The sequence below is a fragment of the Actinoallomurus purpureus genome, assembly GCF_024055795.1.
In the GTDB taxonomy this organism is placed as follows: domain Bacteria; phylum Actinomycetota; class Actinomycetes; order Streptosporangiales; family Streptosporangiaceae; genus Actinoallomurus; species Actinoallomurus purpureus.
The window spans coordinates 245,680-261,538 of record NZ_JAMXMY010000004.1; the positions used below are offsets into that span (position 1 = coordinate 245,680).

General features: G+C 69.6%; 20 protein-coding genes. 8 read left to right on the plus strand and 12 right to left on the minus strand.

Translation table 11 applies throughout. The features are described 5' to 3' along the window. The first annotated feature begins 137 nt into the window (after nucleotides 1-137). Together NE236_RS10730 and NE236_RS10735 are read left to right on the plus strand one after the other, a co-directional pair. Nucleotides 138-464, plus strand: a complete 327-nt coding sequence (locus tag NE236_RS10730; RefSeq protein ID WP_252841737.1) for a hypothetical protein — start codon at nucleotides 138-140, stop codon at nucleotides 462-464. Between the two features lie 17 nt (nucleotides 465-481). Next, nucleotides 482-1,429, plus strand: coding sequence for a hypothetical protein (locus tag NE236_RS10735; protein ID WP_252841738.1), 948 nt, complete (start codon nucleotides 482-484; stop codon nucleotides 1,427-1,429). Nucleotides 1,430-1,447: 18 nt separating this feature from the next. Here NE236_RS10735 and NE236_RS10740 read toward each other — a convergent pair whose 3' ends face one another. Together NE236_RS10740 and NE236_RS10745 are read right to left on the minus strand one after the other, a co-directional pair. After that, a complete protein-coding gene (locus tag NE236_RS10740) occupies nucleotides 1,448-1,804 on the minus strand; it encodes a YbaB/EbfC family nucleoid-associated protein (protein ID WP_252841739.1) in 357 nt (118 codons plus the stop codon). Between the two features lie 120 nt (nucleotides 1,805-1,924). Then, nucleotides 1,925-2,509, minus strand: coding sequence for a TetR/AcrR family transcriptional regulator (locus NE236_RS10745; RefSeq protein WP_252841740.1), 585 nt, complete (start codon nucleotides 2,507-2,509; stop codon nucleotides 1,925-1,927). A 109-nt stretch (nucleotides 2,510-2,618) separates the two neighbouring features. Between NE236_RS10745 and NE236_RS10750 the strand changes: the two genes are divergently transcribed. Both NE236_RS10750 and prcB read left to right on the plus strand, forming a co-directional pair. Further along, on the plus strand, nucleotides 2,619-3,803 hold the full coding sequence (locus tag NE236_RS10750; RefSeq protein WP_252841741.1) for an alcohol dehydrogenase catalytic domain-containing protein: 1,185 nt from the start codon (nucleotides 2,619-2,621) through the stop codon (nucleotides 3,801-3,803). A gap of 121 nt (nucleotides 3,804-3,924) precedes the next feature. Continuing rightward, complete coding sequence (gene prcB / locus NE236_RS10755) at nucleotides 3,925-4,758, plus strand: proteasome subunit beta (RefSeq protein WP_252841742.1); 834 nt, start codon at nucleotides 3,925-3,927, stop codon at nucleotides 4,756-4,758. 34 nt (nucleotides 4,759-4,792) lie between these two features. On the opposite strand, the gene NE236_RS10760 is transcribed toward prcB, so the two are convergent. From NE236_RS10760 to NE236_RS10805, 10 genes are all read right to left on the minus strand, one after another. Continuing rightward, on the minus strand, nucleotides 4,793-6,022 hold the full coding sequence (locus tag NE236_RS10760) for an alpha/beta hydrolase family protein (protein ID WP_252841743.1): 1,230 nt from the start codon (nucleotides 6,020-6,022) through the stop codon (nucleotides 4,793-4,795). Between the two features lie 127 nt (nucleotides 6,023-6,149). Next, the gene (locus tag NE236_RS10765) at nucleotides 6,150-7,163 is read right to left on the minus strand and encodes an ABC-2 membrane transporter-related protein (protein WP_252841744.1); all 1,014 of its coding nucleotides are present in this window, start codon (nucleotides 7,161-7,163) and stop codon (nucleotides 6,150-6,152) included. Then, the gene (locus NE236_RS10770) at nucleotides 7,163-8,077 is read right to left on the minus strand and encodes an ABC transporter ATP-binding protein (protein ID WP_252841745.1); all 915 of its coding nucleotides are present in this window, start codon (nucleotides 8,075-8,077) and stop codon (nucleotides 7,163-7,165) included. The genes NE236_RS10765 and NE236_RS10770 overlap by 1 nt, the downstream gene beginning before the upstream one ends. After that, nucleotides 8,074-8,541, minus strand: a complete 468-nt coding sequence (locus NE236_RS10775) for a GntR family transcriptional regulator (RefSeq protein ID WP_252841746.1) — start codon at nucleotides 8,539-8,541, stop codon at nucleotides 8,074-8,076. Before NE236_RS10775 ends, NE236_RS10770 begins: the two co-directional genes overlap by 4 nt. A 35-nt stretch (nucleotides 8,542-8,576) precedes the next feature. Further along, the gene (locus NE236_RS10780) at nucleotides 8,577-8,771 is read right to left on the minus strand and encodes a hypothetical protein (protein ID WP_252841747.1); all 195 of its coding nucleotides are present in this window, start codon (nucleotides 8,769-8,771) and stop codon (nucleotides 8,577-8,579) included. A gap of 2 nt (nucleotides 8,772-8,773) precedes the next feature. Continuing rightward, entirely contained in the window at nucleotides 8,774-9,052 is a 279-nt protein-coding gene (locus tag NE236_RS10785) for a hypothetical protein (protein ID WP_252841748.1), read from the minus strand. Then, nucleotides 9,049-9,423, minus strand: a complete 375-nt coding sequence (locus tag NE236_RS10790) for a hypothetical protein (RefSeq protein ID WP_252841749.1) — start codon at nucleotides 9,421-9,423, stop codon at nucleotides 9,049-9,051. Before NE236_RS10790 ends, NE236_RS10785 begins: the two co-directional genes overlap by 4 nt. A gap of 120 nt (nucleotides 9,424-9,543) precedes the next feature. Further along, complete coding sequence (locus NE236_RS10795) at nucleotides 9,544-10,758, minus strand: helix-turn-helix domain-containing protein (RefSeq protein ID WP_252841750.1); 1,215 nt, start codon at nucleotides 10,756-10,758, stop codon at nucleotides 9,544-9,546. A 22-nt stretch (nucleotides 10,759-10,780) separates the two neighbouring features. Further along, nucleotides 10,781-11,320 carry a flavoprotein gene (locus NE236_RS10800; protein WP_252841751.1) on the minus strand — a complete coding sequence of 180 codons (540 nt, stop codon included), beginning with the start codon at nucleotides 11,318-11,320 and terminating at the stop codon, nucleotides 10,781-10,783. A 198-nt stretch (nucleotides 11,321-11,518) separates the two neighbouring features. Then, on the minus strand, nucleotides 11,519-12,472 hold the full coding sequence (locus NE236_RS10805) for an AraC family transcriptional regulator (protein ID WP_252841752.1): 954 nt from the start codon (nucleotides 12,470-12,472) through the stop codon (nucleotides 11,519-11,521). Nucleotides 12,473-12,556: 84 nt separating this feature from the next. Here NE236_RS10805 and NE236_RS10810 point away from each other — a divergent pair, with 84 nt between their 5' ends. From NE236_RS10810 to NE236_RS10825, 4 genes are all read left to right on the plus strand, one after another. Further along, complete coding sequence (locus NE236_RS10810; protein ID WP_252841753.1) at nucleotides 12,557-13,390, plus strand: NAD(P)H-binding protein; 834 nt, start codon at nucleotides 12,557-12,559, stop codon at nucleotides 13,388-13,390. A 162-nt stretch (nucleotides 13,391-13,552) separates the two neighbouring features. Next, nucleotides 13,553-14,239 (plus strand): hypothetical protein, encoded by a 687-nt coding sequence (locus NE236_RS10815; protein WP_252841754.1) that lies wholly within the window; start codon nucleotides 13,553-13,555, stop codon nucleotides 14,237-14,239. Continuing rightward, nucleotides 14,236-15,354: an XRE family transcriptional regulator gene (locus NE236_RS10820; protein ID WP_252841755.1), complete on the plus strand. Its 1,119-nt coding sequence runs from the start codon at nucleotides 14,236-14,238 to the stop codon at nucleotides 15,352-15,354. Before NE236_RS10815 ends, NE236_RS10820 begins: the two co-directional genes overlap by 4 nt. A 77-nt stretch (nucleotides 15,355-15,431) precedes the next feature. Beyond that, nucleotides 15,432-15,833, plus strand: a complete 402-nt coding sequence (locus tag NE236_RS10825; RefSeq protein ID WP_252841756.1) for a hypothetical protein — start codon at nucleotides 15,432-15,434, stop codon at nucleotides 15,831-15,833. Nucleotides 15,834-15,859 lie beyond the last annotated feature (26 nt).

Genomic DNA, 15,859 nt, shown 5'->3' on the forward strand with positions numbered 1-15,859 from the left:
CCTGGTGGCATGCTGTGGCGATGACTGCGACATCCACGTCACTGTTTTGCCGAGGTCGCCCGCAAGAACGCCGTACTGGATCTCAAGCTTAGCGGTAGGTATAGTGTTGAATGATGGGATCTGCGCCTCAGCCTGCGATGGGCATCGGCCGGGACGACCTCGAACGGGCGGCAATCGGGTTCGTGGCCGAGGCCTTCACGCTCCGCGACGATGTCAACCGCCAACTCGACCTCATCGCCTCCCTCGACCTAGGCGGCGACAGTGGCGTCAAGCAGAGATTCGACGGCGCCCTGTCGGATCTCAAGGACTACGTCCGCGTGCTCGTCGGCAAGGACGACTCCACGGGCGTGTACAACCACGTGGCGGGCGGCATGAACCACATGGTGGTGAATCTCAACGACGCCGAAGCGTTGATAATCGATTCTCTTCCCAAGGTCGACGACGGGCCTGCCAGCTTCGCCTAGAGTATGGAGGATCCGTCGTGGGGACCGAAGGGCTCTTGGGCTCACTACGCAAGCTTCTGTTCCTCCCCCTATCGATCGGAGTGGGCGCGTACGTCGAGTACCAGATCCTGGTCAAGTATCCAGAGGGGAACCCAGACCATTGGGACCTGGCCGCCGGGCATCTTGATCAGATTCGGCTCCGCGTCGAAAAGAGCCGGGACGAAATGAATCTGGCGGTCGTCCAGACGATTCGCCACAATTCTGGTCTCGCAATCGACGCGTTCGGTCGATACTGGACCAAGATTTATTCATACCTGTCACAGGTCTGCGAATACTGCGCGCGCCTCGCTCAGGCGTGCCGGGACTACGCCCAGATGCTCAGGGCGACACAGCACGCACTCCTTGTGCTCGCGGTGGAGAACGCCGTGGCACTGGCTTGGGCGATCGCGTGGGCCTGGACGGGACCAGCGGTCGCCACGCCGATCTCCGAGTGGCTGATCCAGCGGATGTACCGGAAAGCGCAAGGGGAGCTTCTGGTGGGGCTCCTCGAGAGGTCGACCTTGCAGATCTTCCTGGAACTGCTCGGCGAGAAGGCGGTCAGTTACACCGTTGGAGCAACTATATACACTGTCGGCGACTTTGCTCTGGCCGACGGCGTGAAAATGTCGTTCGGCGACTCTCCCGGCTCTGCCGGCGACACTCTGACGGGCATGGACAAGGAGTTCAATGCCGCCCTCGTCTTCTGGGCCGCATGGGACGGCGTCTGGGAGACCACCAGACTCGGCCCCATGACCAAAGCATTTCCCGCAACCGCCTGGGGCAATGAACTCGCGGAGGTCTTCTCGTGGACCGTGGGCTCGACCGGATGGACGGTCGCGGGGAACATGCAAGATGGAAAGCATGGATCCGACGTCTGGCCGACCGGCGCCCAGTGGCTCGGGAAATTGGCCATCATTTCCGGGCAGCGGTCCAAGAGCTCGAATTAGGGCGCGCTACCGATCCCCTCAGCCGCCGGTGAAGCGTTCGGCCTCACCATAGAACGACGTCATCGCCTCGTTCATCCGGCCGGTCACCTTCTCGGTCGCGTCCTGACCGGCCTGGTTCACCGCCTCAAGGATCGCGGCGGCCAGCGCTTCCGAGCCGAGCCGCATCGCTCGCGGCTTGATCTCCAGCCGAGCGAGCGCGCCACCGGGAAGCGCCTCGACCACCACGTTTCCGTCCGCGGATTCGCTTCTACCGCGGATATCACCGAACTCCTGCCGCAGGTCATCCAACTGCCGGGCACTGTCACTGAACTTCGACAAAAAGCGGCCGAGTTCTTCGTCGCCGATCCGGCCGAAGATGTCATCTGGACGAGCCACTCTTACCCCTCACCGCACACAGAACATATTTCCTACATTTTAACCATAGAATCGGCGCCCGACTGGGCAGGGCGGCAGCACCCAGCGGGGCCAACGAACCTATTTCTGAGTGCGGCCTGATCAGGTGCCGATGGCGGTGGCGATCAGGATCTCCAGTTGGGCGGCGACATCGTCCAGCGGCCGGATGTCACCGTGGGCGCGGCACAACGCGACCGTTCCCTCCACCGATGCGATGACAAGTGTCGCCAGCTGCGTGGCGGCGGGCTCGGCCACGCCGTGTTCGCCGAGCGAGGCCGCCAGCAGCCGCTGCCAGGCGGTGAAGACCTCGGCGGCGGCGATGATCGCTTCGGGGTCGCCGTCGGCGGGGGGTTCTTCGACGGCTACGGCCAGCACCGGGCAGCCGGCCCGGTAGCCGCTGTCGACGACCGTCTGCCGCCACAACGTCAGGAACGCCCGCAACCCGGCGACCGGACCGGCCGCCAGCTCCTGCTCCAGGGTCCGGGACACCAGGTCGCCGGCGAACCGCACCGCCTCGGCGGCCAGCTGCTGCTTGCCACGGGGGAAGTAGTGGTAGGTCGACCCCAGCGGAGCGCCGGAGTGTCCGGCCAGGTCCCGGATGGTGCTGCCGGCCAGGCCTCGGCGCCGAATCAGGTCGGCCGCGCCCACGATGATCCTCTGCCGCGACGCGGACGTGCTGCGGGTCACGAGCACCCTCCTCTGGCTATGACGATCGTTATAGCCTATCGTGACGCGTGAATATGACGCTCGTTATAACCGCACGTCGGTGACTCATCATGGGGAGAGGAGACCCGTCATGCCGAAGATCCAGCCTGCCCCGATGAACCCGGTCGGTTCACAGCGCTCGGTGCGGGAGCTTCGGTTGGTGCGCAGCGGCAGGCTCTCCTGGGCGGAACGTGCCGCGCCGGAGATCATCGACGCGGGGGATGCGATCGTGCGTCCGTTCCTGGCCGGCCGGTGCGACGGCGACACCTTGCCGATCCACCGCCCGGTCTCCCGCGCCCTGCAGGCGGGCATGGCGCTGGGCCTGGTCGATCCGGTCGTGAAAGGCATCTGCGGGAAGGTCCCCTTCCGCGGGCCGTTCCCGATCGGCCACGAATGCGTCGCCCAGGTCACCGCCGTCGGGCCGTACGTCACCAGCCTGAAGGTCGGGCAGACGGTGATCGTCCCGTGGGCGGTCTCCTGCGGCGCGTGCCCGCCCTGCCGACGCGGCCTGACCTCCAAGTGCGCCACCGCCGGTACCGCCACACCCGGTGGCGTACTCGCGGCGTTCGGTTTCGGTTCGTCCGCCGGCGCCTGGGGCGGCATGGTCACCGACCTGATCCGCGTCCCGTTCGCCGACCACCTGCTCGTGAAACTTCCCGATGGCGTCCCCCCGGCGCGAGTCGCGGCGGCCGGCGACAACCTCGCCGACGCCTGGCGCGCCGTCGTACCGCCGCTGGCCGAACGGGAGGGAGGCACGGTCCTGGTGCTGGGCGGCGGCGCCAAGAGCATCGGCCTGTACGCCGCCGGCCTGGCCGTCGCCCACGGCGCCGCCCGCGTCGATTATTTCGATGTCTCCCCCACACGGCGGCGCATCGCCGAGTCCTTCGGGGCACGCACCCCCGCCGGTGCCCGCCCGCAGGGCGTCTACGACGTCGTCGTGGAGGCGACCTCACGCTCCGGCGGCCTGCGGACCGCCCTGCGCGCGCTGGCCCCCGGGGGGATCTGCACGGCGGTCGGCTACTACCTGGCCACCGGCACCCGGCTCCCGTTGATGCACCTGTACGCCACCGACGGCACGCTGCGCGTCGGCGTCTCGCATGTCCGCGCGAACCTGCCCGCTCTGCTGGAGTTCCTTCAGCGCACCGGATTTCCCGCCGAACACGTCACCACCCTGACCGCCGACTGGAACGACGCGCCCGTCGCCTATGCGGCCCGCACCACGAAACTGGTCCTGGCCCGCGACCCTCTGCCGTTCCGAGACGAGGCCACCCGGTGACCCCCGCCCGTCCGTCCGCCTCGACGACGTCCGCCGGGCCATGAGGCAAGCGTAGGTGGTGCTCGAAAGCGAAGATCGTACGATGGGCCTGGCATTTCTCCCTGATCGGAAGCGGGCGCAGATGGTCGATTTCTCGCGGGGTCTCCCTCCGGCATTCCTGAGCAGCGCCAACGCGTCGTTCAGCCGGTTGCTGGCCGAGTGCGCGCCCGAGGCGCTGCCCACGGGACGGGTCCGGGAATCGGTCGCCGGGCTCCCCATCCCGCACGGCACCACGATCCTGGCACTGACCTTCGAGGGCGGCGTGCTCATGGCCGGTGACCGCCGGGCCACGATGGGGAACCTCATCGCGCAACGCGACCTGGAGAAGGTGAACTTCGCCGACGAGTACTCGGCGGTGGCCTTCGCCGGGACCGTCGGCACCGCCATGGACATGGTCCGTCTCTTCCAGTTCGAGCTGGAGCACTACGAGAAGATCGAGGAACGGCGGCTGTCACTCGACGGCAAGGCCCGCCGGCTGGCCTCCCTCGTCCAGGACAACCTCGGCGCGGCGATGCAGGGCCTGGTGGTCGTCCCCCTCTTCGCCGGTTACGACCTCGACCGGGGCGTCGGCAGGATCTACTCGTTCGACGTCACCGGCGGCCCGTACGAGATGGCGGACTTCCACTCCGACGGCTCGGGTTCGCCGTACGCACGGGGCTCGCTGAAGAAGCTGTACCGGCCCGGGATGTCCCAGGACGACGCCGTCATCGCCGCCGTGCAGGCGCTGTACGACGCGGCGGACGACGACTCGGCGACCGGCGGTCCGGACCTGACCCGCCGGATCTACCCAAGCATCGCCGTCGTCACCGAGGACGGGTACCGGCGCCTGTCCGAGGACGAAGTCCGTACGGTCGCCGAGGCGGTCGTCGCCGCCCGGCACGACTCCCCCAACGGCCCCATCGCGCCCGTGCGCTGAGGCTCGCCGGTTCTTCGGGCGGCCGATGGTGGGGTCAGGGGTGCTGGAAGGTGACCTCCGGGTCGGCGGGTGAGGGCCCGTCGAGCAGGCGCTGCGGGATCCCCTTGAGGTGCAGGTCGAAGAAGGCGCCGACGTAGGCGCGGGTGATCTCTTCCGCGCGCTGCGGGGAGATCCCGGAGCCCGGCCTGCCCGCCCACGCGGACAGGACGGGCATGTCCGTGAACGTGCCGTGGTCGGAATCGACGACGGTCAGCCAGCGTTTCCAGCCGTTCAGGCTGCTCCACGCCTGCCCCCAGGTGTCGTCCATGCCCGGGACCTCATGCTGGGCGCCGAACATCAGGAAGGGGCGATGGCCCAGGCCGGTGGCGGGCATCGGCGCGTTGAAGGTGCCGTCCATGTTCACCCCCGCACGCACCCGCTGGTCGGTGGCCATGGTCGTGGCGGCCGCGTTGCCGCCGATGGAGTGCCCGGCCATGCCGATGTGCCTGAGGTCGACCATGCGGGCGTAGGGCCATGCCGGGTGGTGGGCGGTCAGTCGGCCGATCACGAAGGAGATGTCCTTGGCCCGGCTCCGGGCGATGGCCGCGGGCCCGCCTGCGGGGGGCTCGTCGCAGACGGCACAGGCCAGAGTGCGTCCGTCGGGGAAGGTCGTGCCGGAGTTCTCGTAGGTGTGGTCGACCAGCGCGACGACGTACCCGCGGCTCGCCAGGTCCTCGGAGAGGCCGGTGAGGGTGGCGCGCGGGAACCCGAGGCCGGGTGAGAGCAGCACCAGCGGGAAGCGCCCGGGTGCCGGGCGTGCGCCGGTGTGCGCGTAGGTGCGGGTGCCGCTGAGCGCCTCGGCCGGGATGCCGACGCCCGGAGCCTTCTCCTGCAGGAACAGCCGGGCCTCCTCGGTGGTCATGTACGGGGCGGCCCCGCCGCTCCCAGGCCGGGCAGGGTAGTACGTCGACACCATCAGCTGCCGCGGACCCGCCGACGGCACCCAGGGATCCGGGCGGTGCTCATCGACGAGGTGCAGCGTGGTGCGGCCGACCGCATGCGGGCCGGTCGGGCGGGGCAGTACGGGGGACTCGGACGTGTGCGAGGCCGTGGAACGAGCGGCGCGTGCGGCCGCGACCTGCTGGGCCGGCGAAGCGCCGCATGCCGCCGTCGCCAAGGTGAGACCCAGCAGGGCGGCGACCAGCCGTGGCACGCGGGCTTGGCCGCGCAGGCTCGTCAGGGCCCGGCCGAGCGGCCGGGACGCATCGGTGATCTCTGGTTTCATCAGGTTCCTGTTCGCAGAAGGGCATGCGTCGCCGATGGCGCCGGACGACACCGGCGCCACTGGACGAGCGCGGGAATGTGGACGCCGCATCGCGTCGATCCGGCCGATGCGGCGAATGGGCGTCGAGTCAGCCGATCCTGCGACGGACCAGCCAGACGGTGGCGATGCCCAGCAGCAGGATGAGCAGGCCCATCCAGCCGGCCTCGATGAACTGGAAGGTCCAGAACCGGCCGGCGGGGTGATAGCTGGTCACGATGGTGTAGTGCCGGGCCTGGAGCCAGTCTCTGTAGGAGACCGAGGGCCCGTCGCTGGACGACGGGAGCTGCGCCAGATACTTCGTGAACAGGATGTGACTCTGGCCTGTGTCGAGCAGGTGGCCAGTCGGGTCCACGTACGCCCTGCCGACCACCCAGTCACGCGGGCCGATCCTGCCCGCGGTGACGAGTGGCGTCATGTAGTACCGGCGAAGCTTGAAGACGAGCGCCGCGATGAGGCCGAACGAGCCGAGGAAGACCGCGCCGACCGCGACCATGGTGCGGCGGGTCAGCAGGCCGGCGAACACTCCGGCCGTGAACGCCAGGAGCGTCTGGACCGGGAAGACGATTCCCCCGAGCTCGAAGCCGAGGTAGTCGCCGAATCCAAAGCGCATGACGTGGTCCAGGGGAGCGTTGTACCAGGTGTACAGGGCCCCATAGGCCTCCGCCACCGCGGCCAGCACGGAGGCGATCAGGAACAGCTTGGTCAGCAGCCAGCGGGTGCGCCCGGCGCCCTGGGTCCAGGTGAACCGGTAGGTGCCCGTCTCCAACTCCCGCCCGATCAGCGGCCCCCCGATGACCGCGCCGAACGCCGCGGGGAGCAGCAGCAGGAACAGGAACGGCAATTGGGCCGGGTACCAACTGAACAGCTCGTCGCGGAGCTGGAAGCAGCGGCCGCCGGCGAAGGAAGTGCACCGGGCCAGCCCGAGCCGGTCGTAAGTCGAACGGGCCTGCAGACCACCGTCCACCATCAGCACGGCGAAGCCGGCCAGCATCCCCAGCAGGACGTAGAAGGCGAACCGGTGCTGGCGCCAGGTCACCCACGCGAGGCCGAGCCGGGGCAGCGCGCCGCCGCGGCCTGGAACCGATGAATCGACCGTCGTCATCAGCAGGCCACCTGTTCGCCGGGTGCGGATTTCGGGCCGGGGAGCACCGAGGCCGACGGTTCACGCATGTAGGCCAGCACCAGTTCCTCCAGCCCGACCGATTGCCGCTGCCAGCCCGGCGGCGCGGCGGACGGGTCGGCGGCGCGGACCAGCAGGTGAGCCTGCGCGAAGGCGCGCCGATCCCGTACGACCGGGAACCGCTGGGCGACGACGTCGGCCTGCTCGGCCGGACCGGTCAGGACGTGATGCCCGGCCACCAGTTCCTCGACCTCACCGGACACCTGGATCCGCCCATCGTGCACGACGACCACGTAGTCGCAGACCCGCTCCAGCTCCGCAACGACGTGGGAGGAGAACACCACCGAGACGCCGTCCTCCGACACGGCCGCCATCAACGCCGCCATGAAGTCATGCCGCGCGACCGGGTCCAGGGCGGCCAGCGGCTCGTCCAGGATCAGTAGTTCCGGGCGTTTGGCGAGAGCGAGGGTGAGCGCCACCTGAGACCGCTGACCGCCCGACAACGCGCCGACCTTCTTCTTCAGTGGAATGCCCAGCTCCGCCAAACGGGCTTGGACGCGCCCGGTGTCCCATCGCCGGTTCAGGCTGCGCCCCACCCGCACCATGTCGGCCACGGACAGGTTGCGGTACAGCGCCGCCTCTTGGGCCACGAAGGCGACCGCGTCCAGCGCGGCGGCAGATCCCGCGGGCATGCCCCCCGCCACCCGTACCTGCCCGGTGGTCGGCGTGGCCAGCCCGACGGCCAGGCTCAGCAGCGTCGTCTTGCCCGCGCCGTTCGGGCCGACCAGACCGACCACGTGCCCGCCGGGGATGGCCAGTGAGCAGTCCCGCAACGCCCAGGTCCGCCCGTAGCGCTTGCCGAGCCCCGCGGTCTCGATCGCGACGCCCGCGCTCACGCGACCACCCCCGTACGGCCGCCGCCGTCTCCTTCATCCGTCCGGCCGTCACGGCCCTGGCGCAGGTCGTGCAACGCGGCCGTGAACAGCGCGGCCATGCCGTCCTCGTCGAGGCCGGCCTCGCTCGCCGTACGCATCCAGGCCAGCATGCTCTTGTGCAGCGCCGTTTGTTCGCGCAGGCCCACCCGGTCCAAGGTGCCCTCGACGAACGTGCCGATCCCCCGCCGTCCGGCCACCAGGCCACGGTGCTCCAGCTCCCGGTAGGCCTTCAGCACCGTGTTCGGGTTGATGGCCAACCCGGCGACGACGTCCTTAACCCTCGGCAGCTGATCACCCTGCCGCAGATACCCCAGCCGCAGCGCCTGCTCCACCTGCTGCACCAGCTGGAGATAGGTCGGCACCCCCGAGCCGGGATCGAGCCGGAACTCGATCGGCGACGGCGAACCATCTTTATCTACATCCATAGTTATAGAGTTAAAGCAGGTTTTGATCGGTGTTGTCAACGCCGGGCGCCATCGCTCCCGATCAAGCGCCGGAATCGGGCCAGCGCGGCGTCGATGAACAGAAGTTGGTCCGTGTCGCGGGTGGCGACGTAGAAGGGCTCGGCCTGGCGCTTCCACAATGGGACGCCCCATACGTCATCAGCGACGCGGACCCAGCCGTGGGGCGGCTCGCCTACCGGAACATTGTCCATGCTCATCGACTCCCGGCTCCGGCGGCCGCCTCGATCGCGCGCATGGCGTCCAGCAGTTCGTTCACCGTCCGCGCGTCGATGAGTACGGGGTCGCGGGTGAAGCAGGCGATCGCGGTGAACGTTCGCCGCCATGGTGACCAGAAGACCAGCCACCCGGGGCATTGGCTCTGTACGGCCTGCGCGATGGCGACCGGCGAGGTGTCGGGGACGGTGGCACGCGTCGTGGCCTGGGGATGCGGCGGGTCACCGGCCGACTGCCGATGGGTGTATGCCGGGGTCATCGCGGCGTCCCGGTCGGCTCGTCGATCCGGATGACCTTGGCGATGAGACGGGCGGTCTCGGCGATGTCCTCGGCCGGGCCGATCGGCTCGATCTCCGGTGGCGGTACCGGGTCGCCGCGCCTGGCCGGCCGCAGCCCGGGCCAGACCCAGCACCAGACCCACCGCCCGGCGTCCTCCCGCAGGAGGACCGCCTGAGCCAGGCCGTTGCTGACGGTCGCGTGCGTCGCGTCGGTATCGGGATTGCGGACGGCCAGCGCGGGCGGCGTCACGGTCACCGTGAAACCGCGAGCGCGGAGGGCGGCTGCCAGGCGTTCGAGATGCTCTTGCGCGGCGGGTGGTAGGTGGTGTTCGGGCTCGGGGCTCGCGTTCATCGATCGGCCCTCCGTCACGGTCGGTAATTGTCTCACTCTGGAACGTCAGTGACGTTAGGAGCGGAGACCGACCGCGACCCGCAACGAGGTGAGGGCAAAAACGCCGCACCGGAGTGCGGGTCAGATGGCTCCTGCCCGGTGCGCCAGACCGCGGAGTTCTGGCGTGCTGGCACGGTGCTCCCGCCGCACCAGTTCGGTGAGCAGGTCGTTCGTGCGCTGGTCATATCGCACGAGCTCCGGGGATACCCGCTCGGCCCGAAGCAGAGTGTTCACGGCCGCGGCGTCCTTGCGTTGTTGCGCGTACGCTCGCGCCATATCGAGAAAGACCTGAGCACGACGCCCGCGGAGACCGGGCCCAAGCCGATCGAGGTCGAGTGACTCGCCGCGTTCAAGCGCGAGTTTGGCGTCCCCGAAGGCCACTGCGGTCGATACCTCGTGAATGACCACATTGGTCGGCCCGAACGCCGACCAGAAATCGTTGCGATCGGCCCCGACCTTCCCTGCCACCTTTCGCGCCATCGCCAAGTGCCGATCAGCGCCGGCCCGATCGAAACGTGTGGCCGCCGCGGTGGCCGCCGCCAGATAGAGACCGCCACGCACGGACAACGCCGGCGGCTTGCTACGGCGCGTCGAGGAGAGCGCGTCGGCGGCGCGCATCAGAAGGTCTTCGGCATTGCCCACCTGCTTGAGGCGGATCAGGACGTACCCGAGCCGGTAGGCACTGACCGCACCGAGGAGAGGGCGCTCAGCCGCCTCGGCGGCGGCTATCGATCGATCGGCTGCCATCCATGCGAGTTCGGCATCCCCGACGCGGCTCAGCGTCATCGTCACCGAGTGATAGGTGAGAGCCCGTAGGGTCTCCACCGTCCGCCGTTCGGCGAGGGCACATGTCAGGCGTGCCTGCTCTACCGCGTCGATGAGTCCAGGCAGCAGCCGACCGACTTCGTCATAGCGAGCCGCTTGGTAGAGGCGGTTGGCTCTACGCATCTCGCGGTCCAACCCGTGCACGTTCGGGGCACGGCCGACATATGCGCTGGCGTTGATGACGCCAGGAAGTGCGCCATAACGCGCCATGACATCGCGGATGCCCGCCACCGGCTCGTACTTCACTATCTCTGTATCCGTCTCGTGTGCTGTCAGCTGGCTGATCTCCACGCTAAGCACTTCGGCGAGCCGGATGAGTACCGAGTGGCTGTCGATCGTACGCAGGCCCCGCTCCACCTGGCTCAGCCAGCTTTCCGAGCGGCCGACCAGTTCGGCCAGTACGGTCTGGCTTAAGCCACGCCGCCTTCTTGCGCGTGCGACGCGGCGGCCGATTTCGGCGCGAGCGTCCAACGCTGTGCCTTTCGCCTGGGGGTCAGCTGTCCAGCAGGGCGTGAAGCTCTGCGAGGATCTGTTCCCAGGGTGGCATGCGGGCATGCGGCGGCGCTGCCGGATCGAACAGCACCCGGACCCCCATCGACCGCAGCGCATCGACATTCGCCTTGAACGCGACATGACGGGCGAGGGCGTCTTTCAGCAGCGGAGCAGCGACGATCGGGACGCCGAAGCCGGTCAACTCGCACAGCAGTCCGACGGCGAAGGTGTCGGCGATTCCGCTCGCCCATTTGTTGATCGTGTTGAACGTCGCAGGGGCAACGATCACTGCGTCGGCGGGAGGCAACTCGTTGGGCTCACCCGGCATCCGATACTCGCTGCGCACGGGCTCACCGGTCAGCGCGGCCAGCCGGTCGGCGTCGACGAACCGCCGTCCCATCGGCGAGGTGATCACGCACACGCACCAATCCGCCTCTTGAGCCAGCCGCACCATCGTCTCGACGTCGGCGGCGGCGGGCGCGGCGCAGACGACGACGTACAGCACCCGCCGTCCACGACCATCCGCCACGTCGCCGACCATAGCGCTCCCGCAGCGCACGGCAACGGGTTGCCTTCTGAACGTTTCGATGAGAATCAAATTTGTTGAACGTCATTAAAAGTGCTCAGAAGACACGGCCGGCCCGGCGGAGGCGAGCACCCAGAGTGCAGGCGTCTCTCCGGTGTCGCCGGCCTTAGCGGCCTAGGGTGGCCGCCCGGTGAGACTCGACCCGTTCCCCACTCAGGGAACCGAACGGTCCAGCTGGCCGCGGCGCCAGATCGAGGGGCTGGCGCGGTGGGTGCGCTTGAACGCGACACTGAAGGCGAAGGGATCCTCGTACCCGACCGTGCGGGCAACGGCCGCGACGGTCGCGTCGGTGTCACGCAGCAGGTCCGCCGCCACGGTCATCCGCCAGCCCGTGAGGTAGGTGAGCGGGGGCTCGCCGACCAGGCCGGTGAAGCGTGCGGCGAAAGCGGCGCGGGACATGCCGACCTCGCCGGCCAGCGCGGCGACCGTCCAGCGGTGGGCGGGGTCCTCGTGCAGGAGACGCAGCGCCTCGCCGATGGCGGGATCGGCCAGTGCCCCATACCAGGCGGGCGGCGTCGCATCCGGTCTGGCGCACCATGCTCGCAACGCCACCACGAGCACGAGGTCCAGCAGCCGGTCGAGGACGGCGTCCTGGCCGGGTTCGTCGCAGGCGACCTCGACGGCGAGCAGGTCCAGCGCCGCCCGGGTTCGCGGCCCGGCGGGCACGACCGCCAACGGCGGGAGCATTTCCATGAGGCGGTCGCCCACGTCGCCGCGGAGTTCGTACGCCCCCCGGAGCATGATCGTGGCTCCGGGGAGACCGTCGCCGTAGGTACGGGGGGCCAGACTCCGGTGGGCTCCCGCCGGGACCTCGCCCCCGCCTACGACGTATTTCCTTCCCTCGCGGATGACCATCTGGGGTGGGGTGCCCGGGCCATCGGCGATCGTGTACGAACCGGCCCCGCTGATGAGGGCGATGTCGCCCGCGGCGAGATGTACGGGCTCACCATCGTCGAGCCGAATCGACGCGTGGCCGCCGAGAGTGGCCACGACCGTGAGCGGAGGAGCATCGGCGAACGTCAGCGACCACGGTGGACGCTGGATCATCTGCCTGACCAGCGCGTTCCTGGCGCGGGCACGGTGCAGCAGATCGCTCAGGACGTCCATGGCCACACACGGTAGACGATCACAAATGCATCGCCGACGGTCTCCCATGGATCGTCTTCGAGGCCGTGGGGTTCGCTGGACGGCATGAAGGACATCCTCATCCTCGGTGGCACCGGCAAGACCGGTCGCCGCATCACCCGGCGCCTCCGGGCCGCCGGCCGCCCGGTACGGGCGGCGTCCCGGACCGCCGGCGACGTCTCCTTCGACCTGGGCGACCCGACGACCTGGGCACCCGCGCTCGACGGCGTCACCGCCGCCTACCTCATCGAGCCCGACCTGCAGGCGGCGAGCGCAGATCGCCAGGAGCGCATCCCCGGACTCGTGGCCGAGGCGGTTGCCGCAGGCGTGCGGCGGCTGGTGCTGCTGTCGGCCCCCGCCGCAGGCCAGGACGACCATCCCCTCCACGCCGCAGAGCAGGCCGTACGCGGGTCCGGCGTCGACTGGACCATCGTGCGACCGGACTGGTTCGCGCAGAACTTCAGCGAGAGCCATTGGCTGCAGGGCATCCGCGCAGGAGCCCTGTCCCTGCCCACCGGGGACGGGCGTACGCCGTTCATCGACGCCGAGGACATCGCCGAGGTCGCCGCCTCGGCGCTGACCGAAGACCGGCACAGCGGCGAGGTCTACCTGCTCACCGGCCCACGGGCGATCAGCTTCGGCGAGGCCGCCGACCTCATCGCAAAGGCCACCGGGCGCACGATCCGCCACGTCGACGTCGACCCCGAGGTCTTCGTCGAACATCAGGTCGCCGCGGGCGTCCCACCGGAGGTCGCGCGCCTGCTCACCGGCATTCTCGTGGGCATCCGCGACGGCCGTGGCGGCGCGGTCTCCGACGGCGTGGAACGGGCCCTCGGCCGGCCGCCCCGACCTTTCGAGGAGTACGTCGCCGAGACCGCCGCCGTGGGCCACTGGAACTGACCGGGCATCGACCCGTCGCCGGGCACCATGGCCGTGGTGCCCGGCGGCCTCCCCACGTCCGCCTGAAGACCTCGCACCGGCTGATCACCCAGGTCAGGCGACCGACGCGCCGGGGACTTCATTTTTGCGCGCGGGGCGTTGGGAACATCTATAGTCCAACGCATGTCGGAGGATCGGGAAGCGTGGGGCACGCTGCTGGAGGCCGGGTTCCTGCACGCGCTGCGTGAGGCGCACACGGAGGCGACGCTCGCCGTGTTCGGCTCGATGAGCCGGGCGGCCGGGTTCAAGGAGCGGTCGTTCGGCACCGGCGCGTTCGACGTGCTGGAGACCCAGCTCGACCGGGTCTTCCGCGTGGGCGAGGCCGCGGCGGACGCCGACGACGATCCGCTCGCGGCGATGGTCACCCGACACGACCTGAACGGCTCACCGGGCTGGCGGTACGGCCGCTACCGGATCCTGCTGAAGCGGCATGAGTTCGGCGCGGCGCGGGCCATCCGGTGGGACCGCGACAGCCCCACCAAGCAGGCGGTCGCGCGGCAGGAGTTCCCCGACGACCCGCAGCTCGTGCTGGACTTCGGCCTCGGGCCCGTACGCGACACGGACGACGTCGTGACGCTGGTCCTCGCGCACAGCGCGACCGAGGAGCCGCTGGAGATGGAGCTGTTCCTGGGCCGTCCCCGCCTGAACGCCGACGGCGGCCCGGCCTGGCACTGGCTCCGGCAGCTGACCGACGACGCCCTCGGCGTCGATCGTCGCCGTAGGCTCGTCGAGTCCACGCCGCCCCTGTGGGCCGACGACGAGGCCGACGTCCCCATGCGGCTCCACCGGCGGCGTGCGGCCGGCGGATGAACGACCGCACCACCGACGAGCGTTCCGAACACACCGCCCGGCGGCTCGCCGAGGCACGGCTGCTGTTCGACGCCGACCGGCTGACGCTGGCGCGGCGTCTGCGCGGCATGCGCAAGAACCAGCTGGCCCAGGTCGTGGGGACGACTCCCACCGCCATCGGCCAGTACGAGGCCGGCGTGCACCGGCCGTCGGAGAAGACGCTGTCGCGGCTGGCGTTCGCGCTCGGGGTGCCGGTCGAGTTCTTCCGCGCCGGACGTGGCGCCGTGTCCCTGGACACCGCGCACTTCCGGTCGCTGCGGTCCACGACCCAGATCGAACGCGACCAGGCGCTCGCCCACGGCCGGATCGCGGCCGACATCGTGACCGCCCTGGAGGAGCTCGTCGAGCTGCCCCACGCGGAGCTGCCCGAACGGCCGGTGTCTCCCGAGGAGATCGCCGGGCCCGGCCCGGTCGAGGCCGCCCGGCTGGCGCGCGCGTCGATGGTGGGCGACACGGGCCCCATCCCGCACCTGGTACGGCTGTTGGAGAAGCACGGCGTGATCGTGCTGGTCCTTCCTCCGTCCACCGAGCGGGTCGACGCGTTCAGCATCGGTGCCCACCCGCGCCCGATGGTGCTGTTCAATCCGGCCAAGGGCGACTACTGGCGCAACCGGTTCGACGGCGCGCATGAGCTCGGGCACCTGGTCATGCACGCCGACGCCGAGCCGGGCAGCAAGATCATTGAAGATCAGGCCCACCGGTTCGCGGCCGAGTTCCTCATGCCCGAGGTGGTCATCGCCCACCAGCTCCCCAGCACCGCCGACTGGGCGCACCTCGCCGAGCTCAAGTCGACGTGGGGCGTCAGCATGGCGGCGCTGCTCTACCGCGCACGCTCTCTCGGGATCATGAAGGAGAGCACGTACCGGAACGCGATGAGCGTCATGAGTGCCCGCGGCTGGCGGCGCAACGAGCCCGGACCGGGCAGGCCGCTCGAACGCCCCACCATGCTCACCAGGGCGATCGAACTCGTCGCCGACTCCGGCACCGGCCGTGACGAGCTCGCCGACCGCGCCGGCGTCACCCGCGCCGACCTCGACCTCCTCGTCCCCCGCCGCGACCTCCCCGCGGTGGGCTGACCCGGACGCCCGCCGTAACGATCAACGATGGCGTACGGTCGGACGCGTCGGTGGTCCGATCGATCCCGGGAGGTTCGATGTTCCGGCCAATGCTCCCCCTCATGGTGCTCGCCTGCGCCGGCGGGCTTGTGGCCTGCGGCGGCAACGCCCACCCGCCTCGGCGGCACACCGTCTCCCCCGCCTCGATCGCGTCGGCACCGGCCGCTCTCTGTCCGTCGGCCGCGCAGGTCATCACGGTCCTGCAGGCGGAGACGAACCCGGAGAAGTACCGCGTGACCGGCCCGATCGTGTGCGACCACGGCTGGGCGACCGCTCATGTCCAACTCACCACTGTGACGTCCGATCCGACGCGGGTGGTGCTGCATTACAACGACGGCGCATGGCGTGGGATCACTTACGGTATGGACCACCTGTGTGCCGCGTCGGACATGCACGCGGCCCCGGCCGCCATCAAGAAGGCCCTCGGCATCTACTGCTGATGCTCTGGCCGGTAAGGTCCGCCGGG

Excerpts from the sequence above, each read along its gene's own strand:
- NE236_RS10815 (WP_252841754.1), top strand. The coding sequence starts at position 13,553 with ATGTCGGAGGATCGGGAAGCGTGGGGCACGCTGCTGGAGGCCGGGTTC.
- NE236_RS10780 (WP_252841747.1), bottom strand. The coding sequence starts at position 8,771 with ATGGACAATGTTCCGGTAGGCGAGCCGCCCCACGGCTGGGTCCGCGTC.
- NE236_RS10800 (WP_252841751.1), bottom strand. The coding sequence starts at position 11,320 with ATGGTCGGCGACGTGGCGGATGGTCGTGGACGGCGGGTGCTGTACGTC.
- NE236_RS10785 (WP_252841748.1), bottom strand. The coding sequence starts at position 9,052 with ATGACCCCGGCATACACCCATCGGCAGTCGGCCGGTGACCCGCCGCAT.
- NE236_RS10825 (WP_252841756.1), top strand. The coding sequence starts at position 15,432 with ATGTTCCGGCCAATGCTCCCCCTCATGGTGCTCGCCTGCGCCGGCGGG.
- NE236_RS10790 (WP_252841749.1), bottom strand. The coding sequence starts at position 9,423 with ATGAACGCGAGCCCCGAGCCCGAACACCACCTACCACCCGCCGCGCAA.
- NE236_RS10750 (WP_252841741.1), top strand. The coding sequence starts at position 2,619 with ATGCCGAAGATCCAGCCTGCCCCGATGAACCCGGTCGGTTCACAGCGC.
- prcB (WP_252841742.1), top strand. The coding sequence starts at position 3,925 with ATGGTCGATTTCTCGCGGGGTCTCCCTCCGGCATTCCTGAGCAGCGCC.
- NE236_RS10805 (WP_252841752.1), bottom strand. The coding sequence starts at position 12,472 with ATGGACGTCCTGAGCGATCTGCTGCACCGTGCCCGCGCCAGGAACGCG.
- NE236_RS10760 (WP_252841743.1), bottom strand. The coding sequence starts at position 6,022 with ATGAAACCAGAGATCACCGATGCGTCCCGGCCGCTCGGCCGGGCCCTG.
- NE236_RS10775 (WP_252841746.1), bottom strand. The coding sequence starts at position 8,541 with ATGGATGTAGATAAAGATGGTTCGCCGTCGCCGATCGAGTTCCGGCTC.
- NE236_RS10730 (WP_252841737.1), top strand. The coding sequence starts at position 138 with ATGGGCATCGGCCGGGACGACCTCGAACGGGCGGCAATCGGGTTCGTG.
- NE236_RS10820 (WP_252841755.1), top strand. The coding sequence starts at position 14,236 with ATGAACGACCGCACCACCGACGAGCGTTCCGAACACACCGCCCGGCGG.
- NE236_RS10765 (WP_252841744.1), bottom strand. The coding sequence starts at position 7,163 with ATGACGACGGTCGATTCATCGGTTCCAGGCCGCGGCGGCGCGCTGCCC.
- NE236_RS10810 (WP_252841753.1), top strand. The coding sequence starts at position 12,557 with ATGAAGGACATCCTCATCCTCGGTGGCACCGGCAAGACCGGTCGCCGC.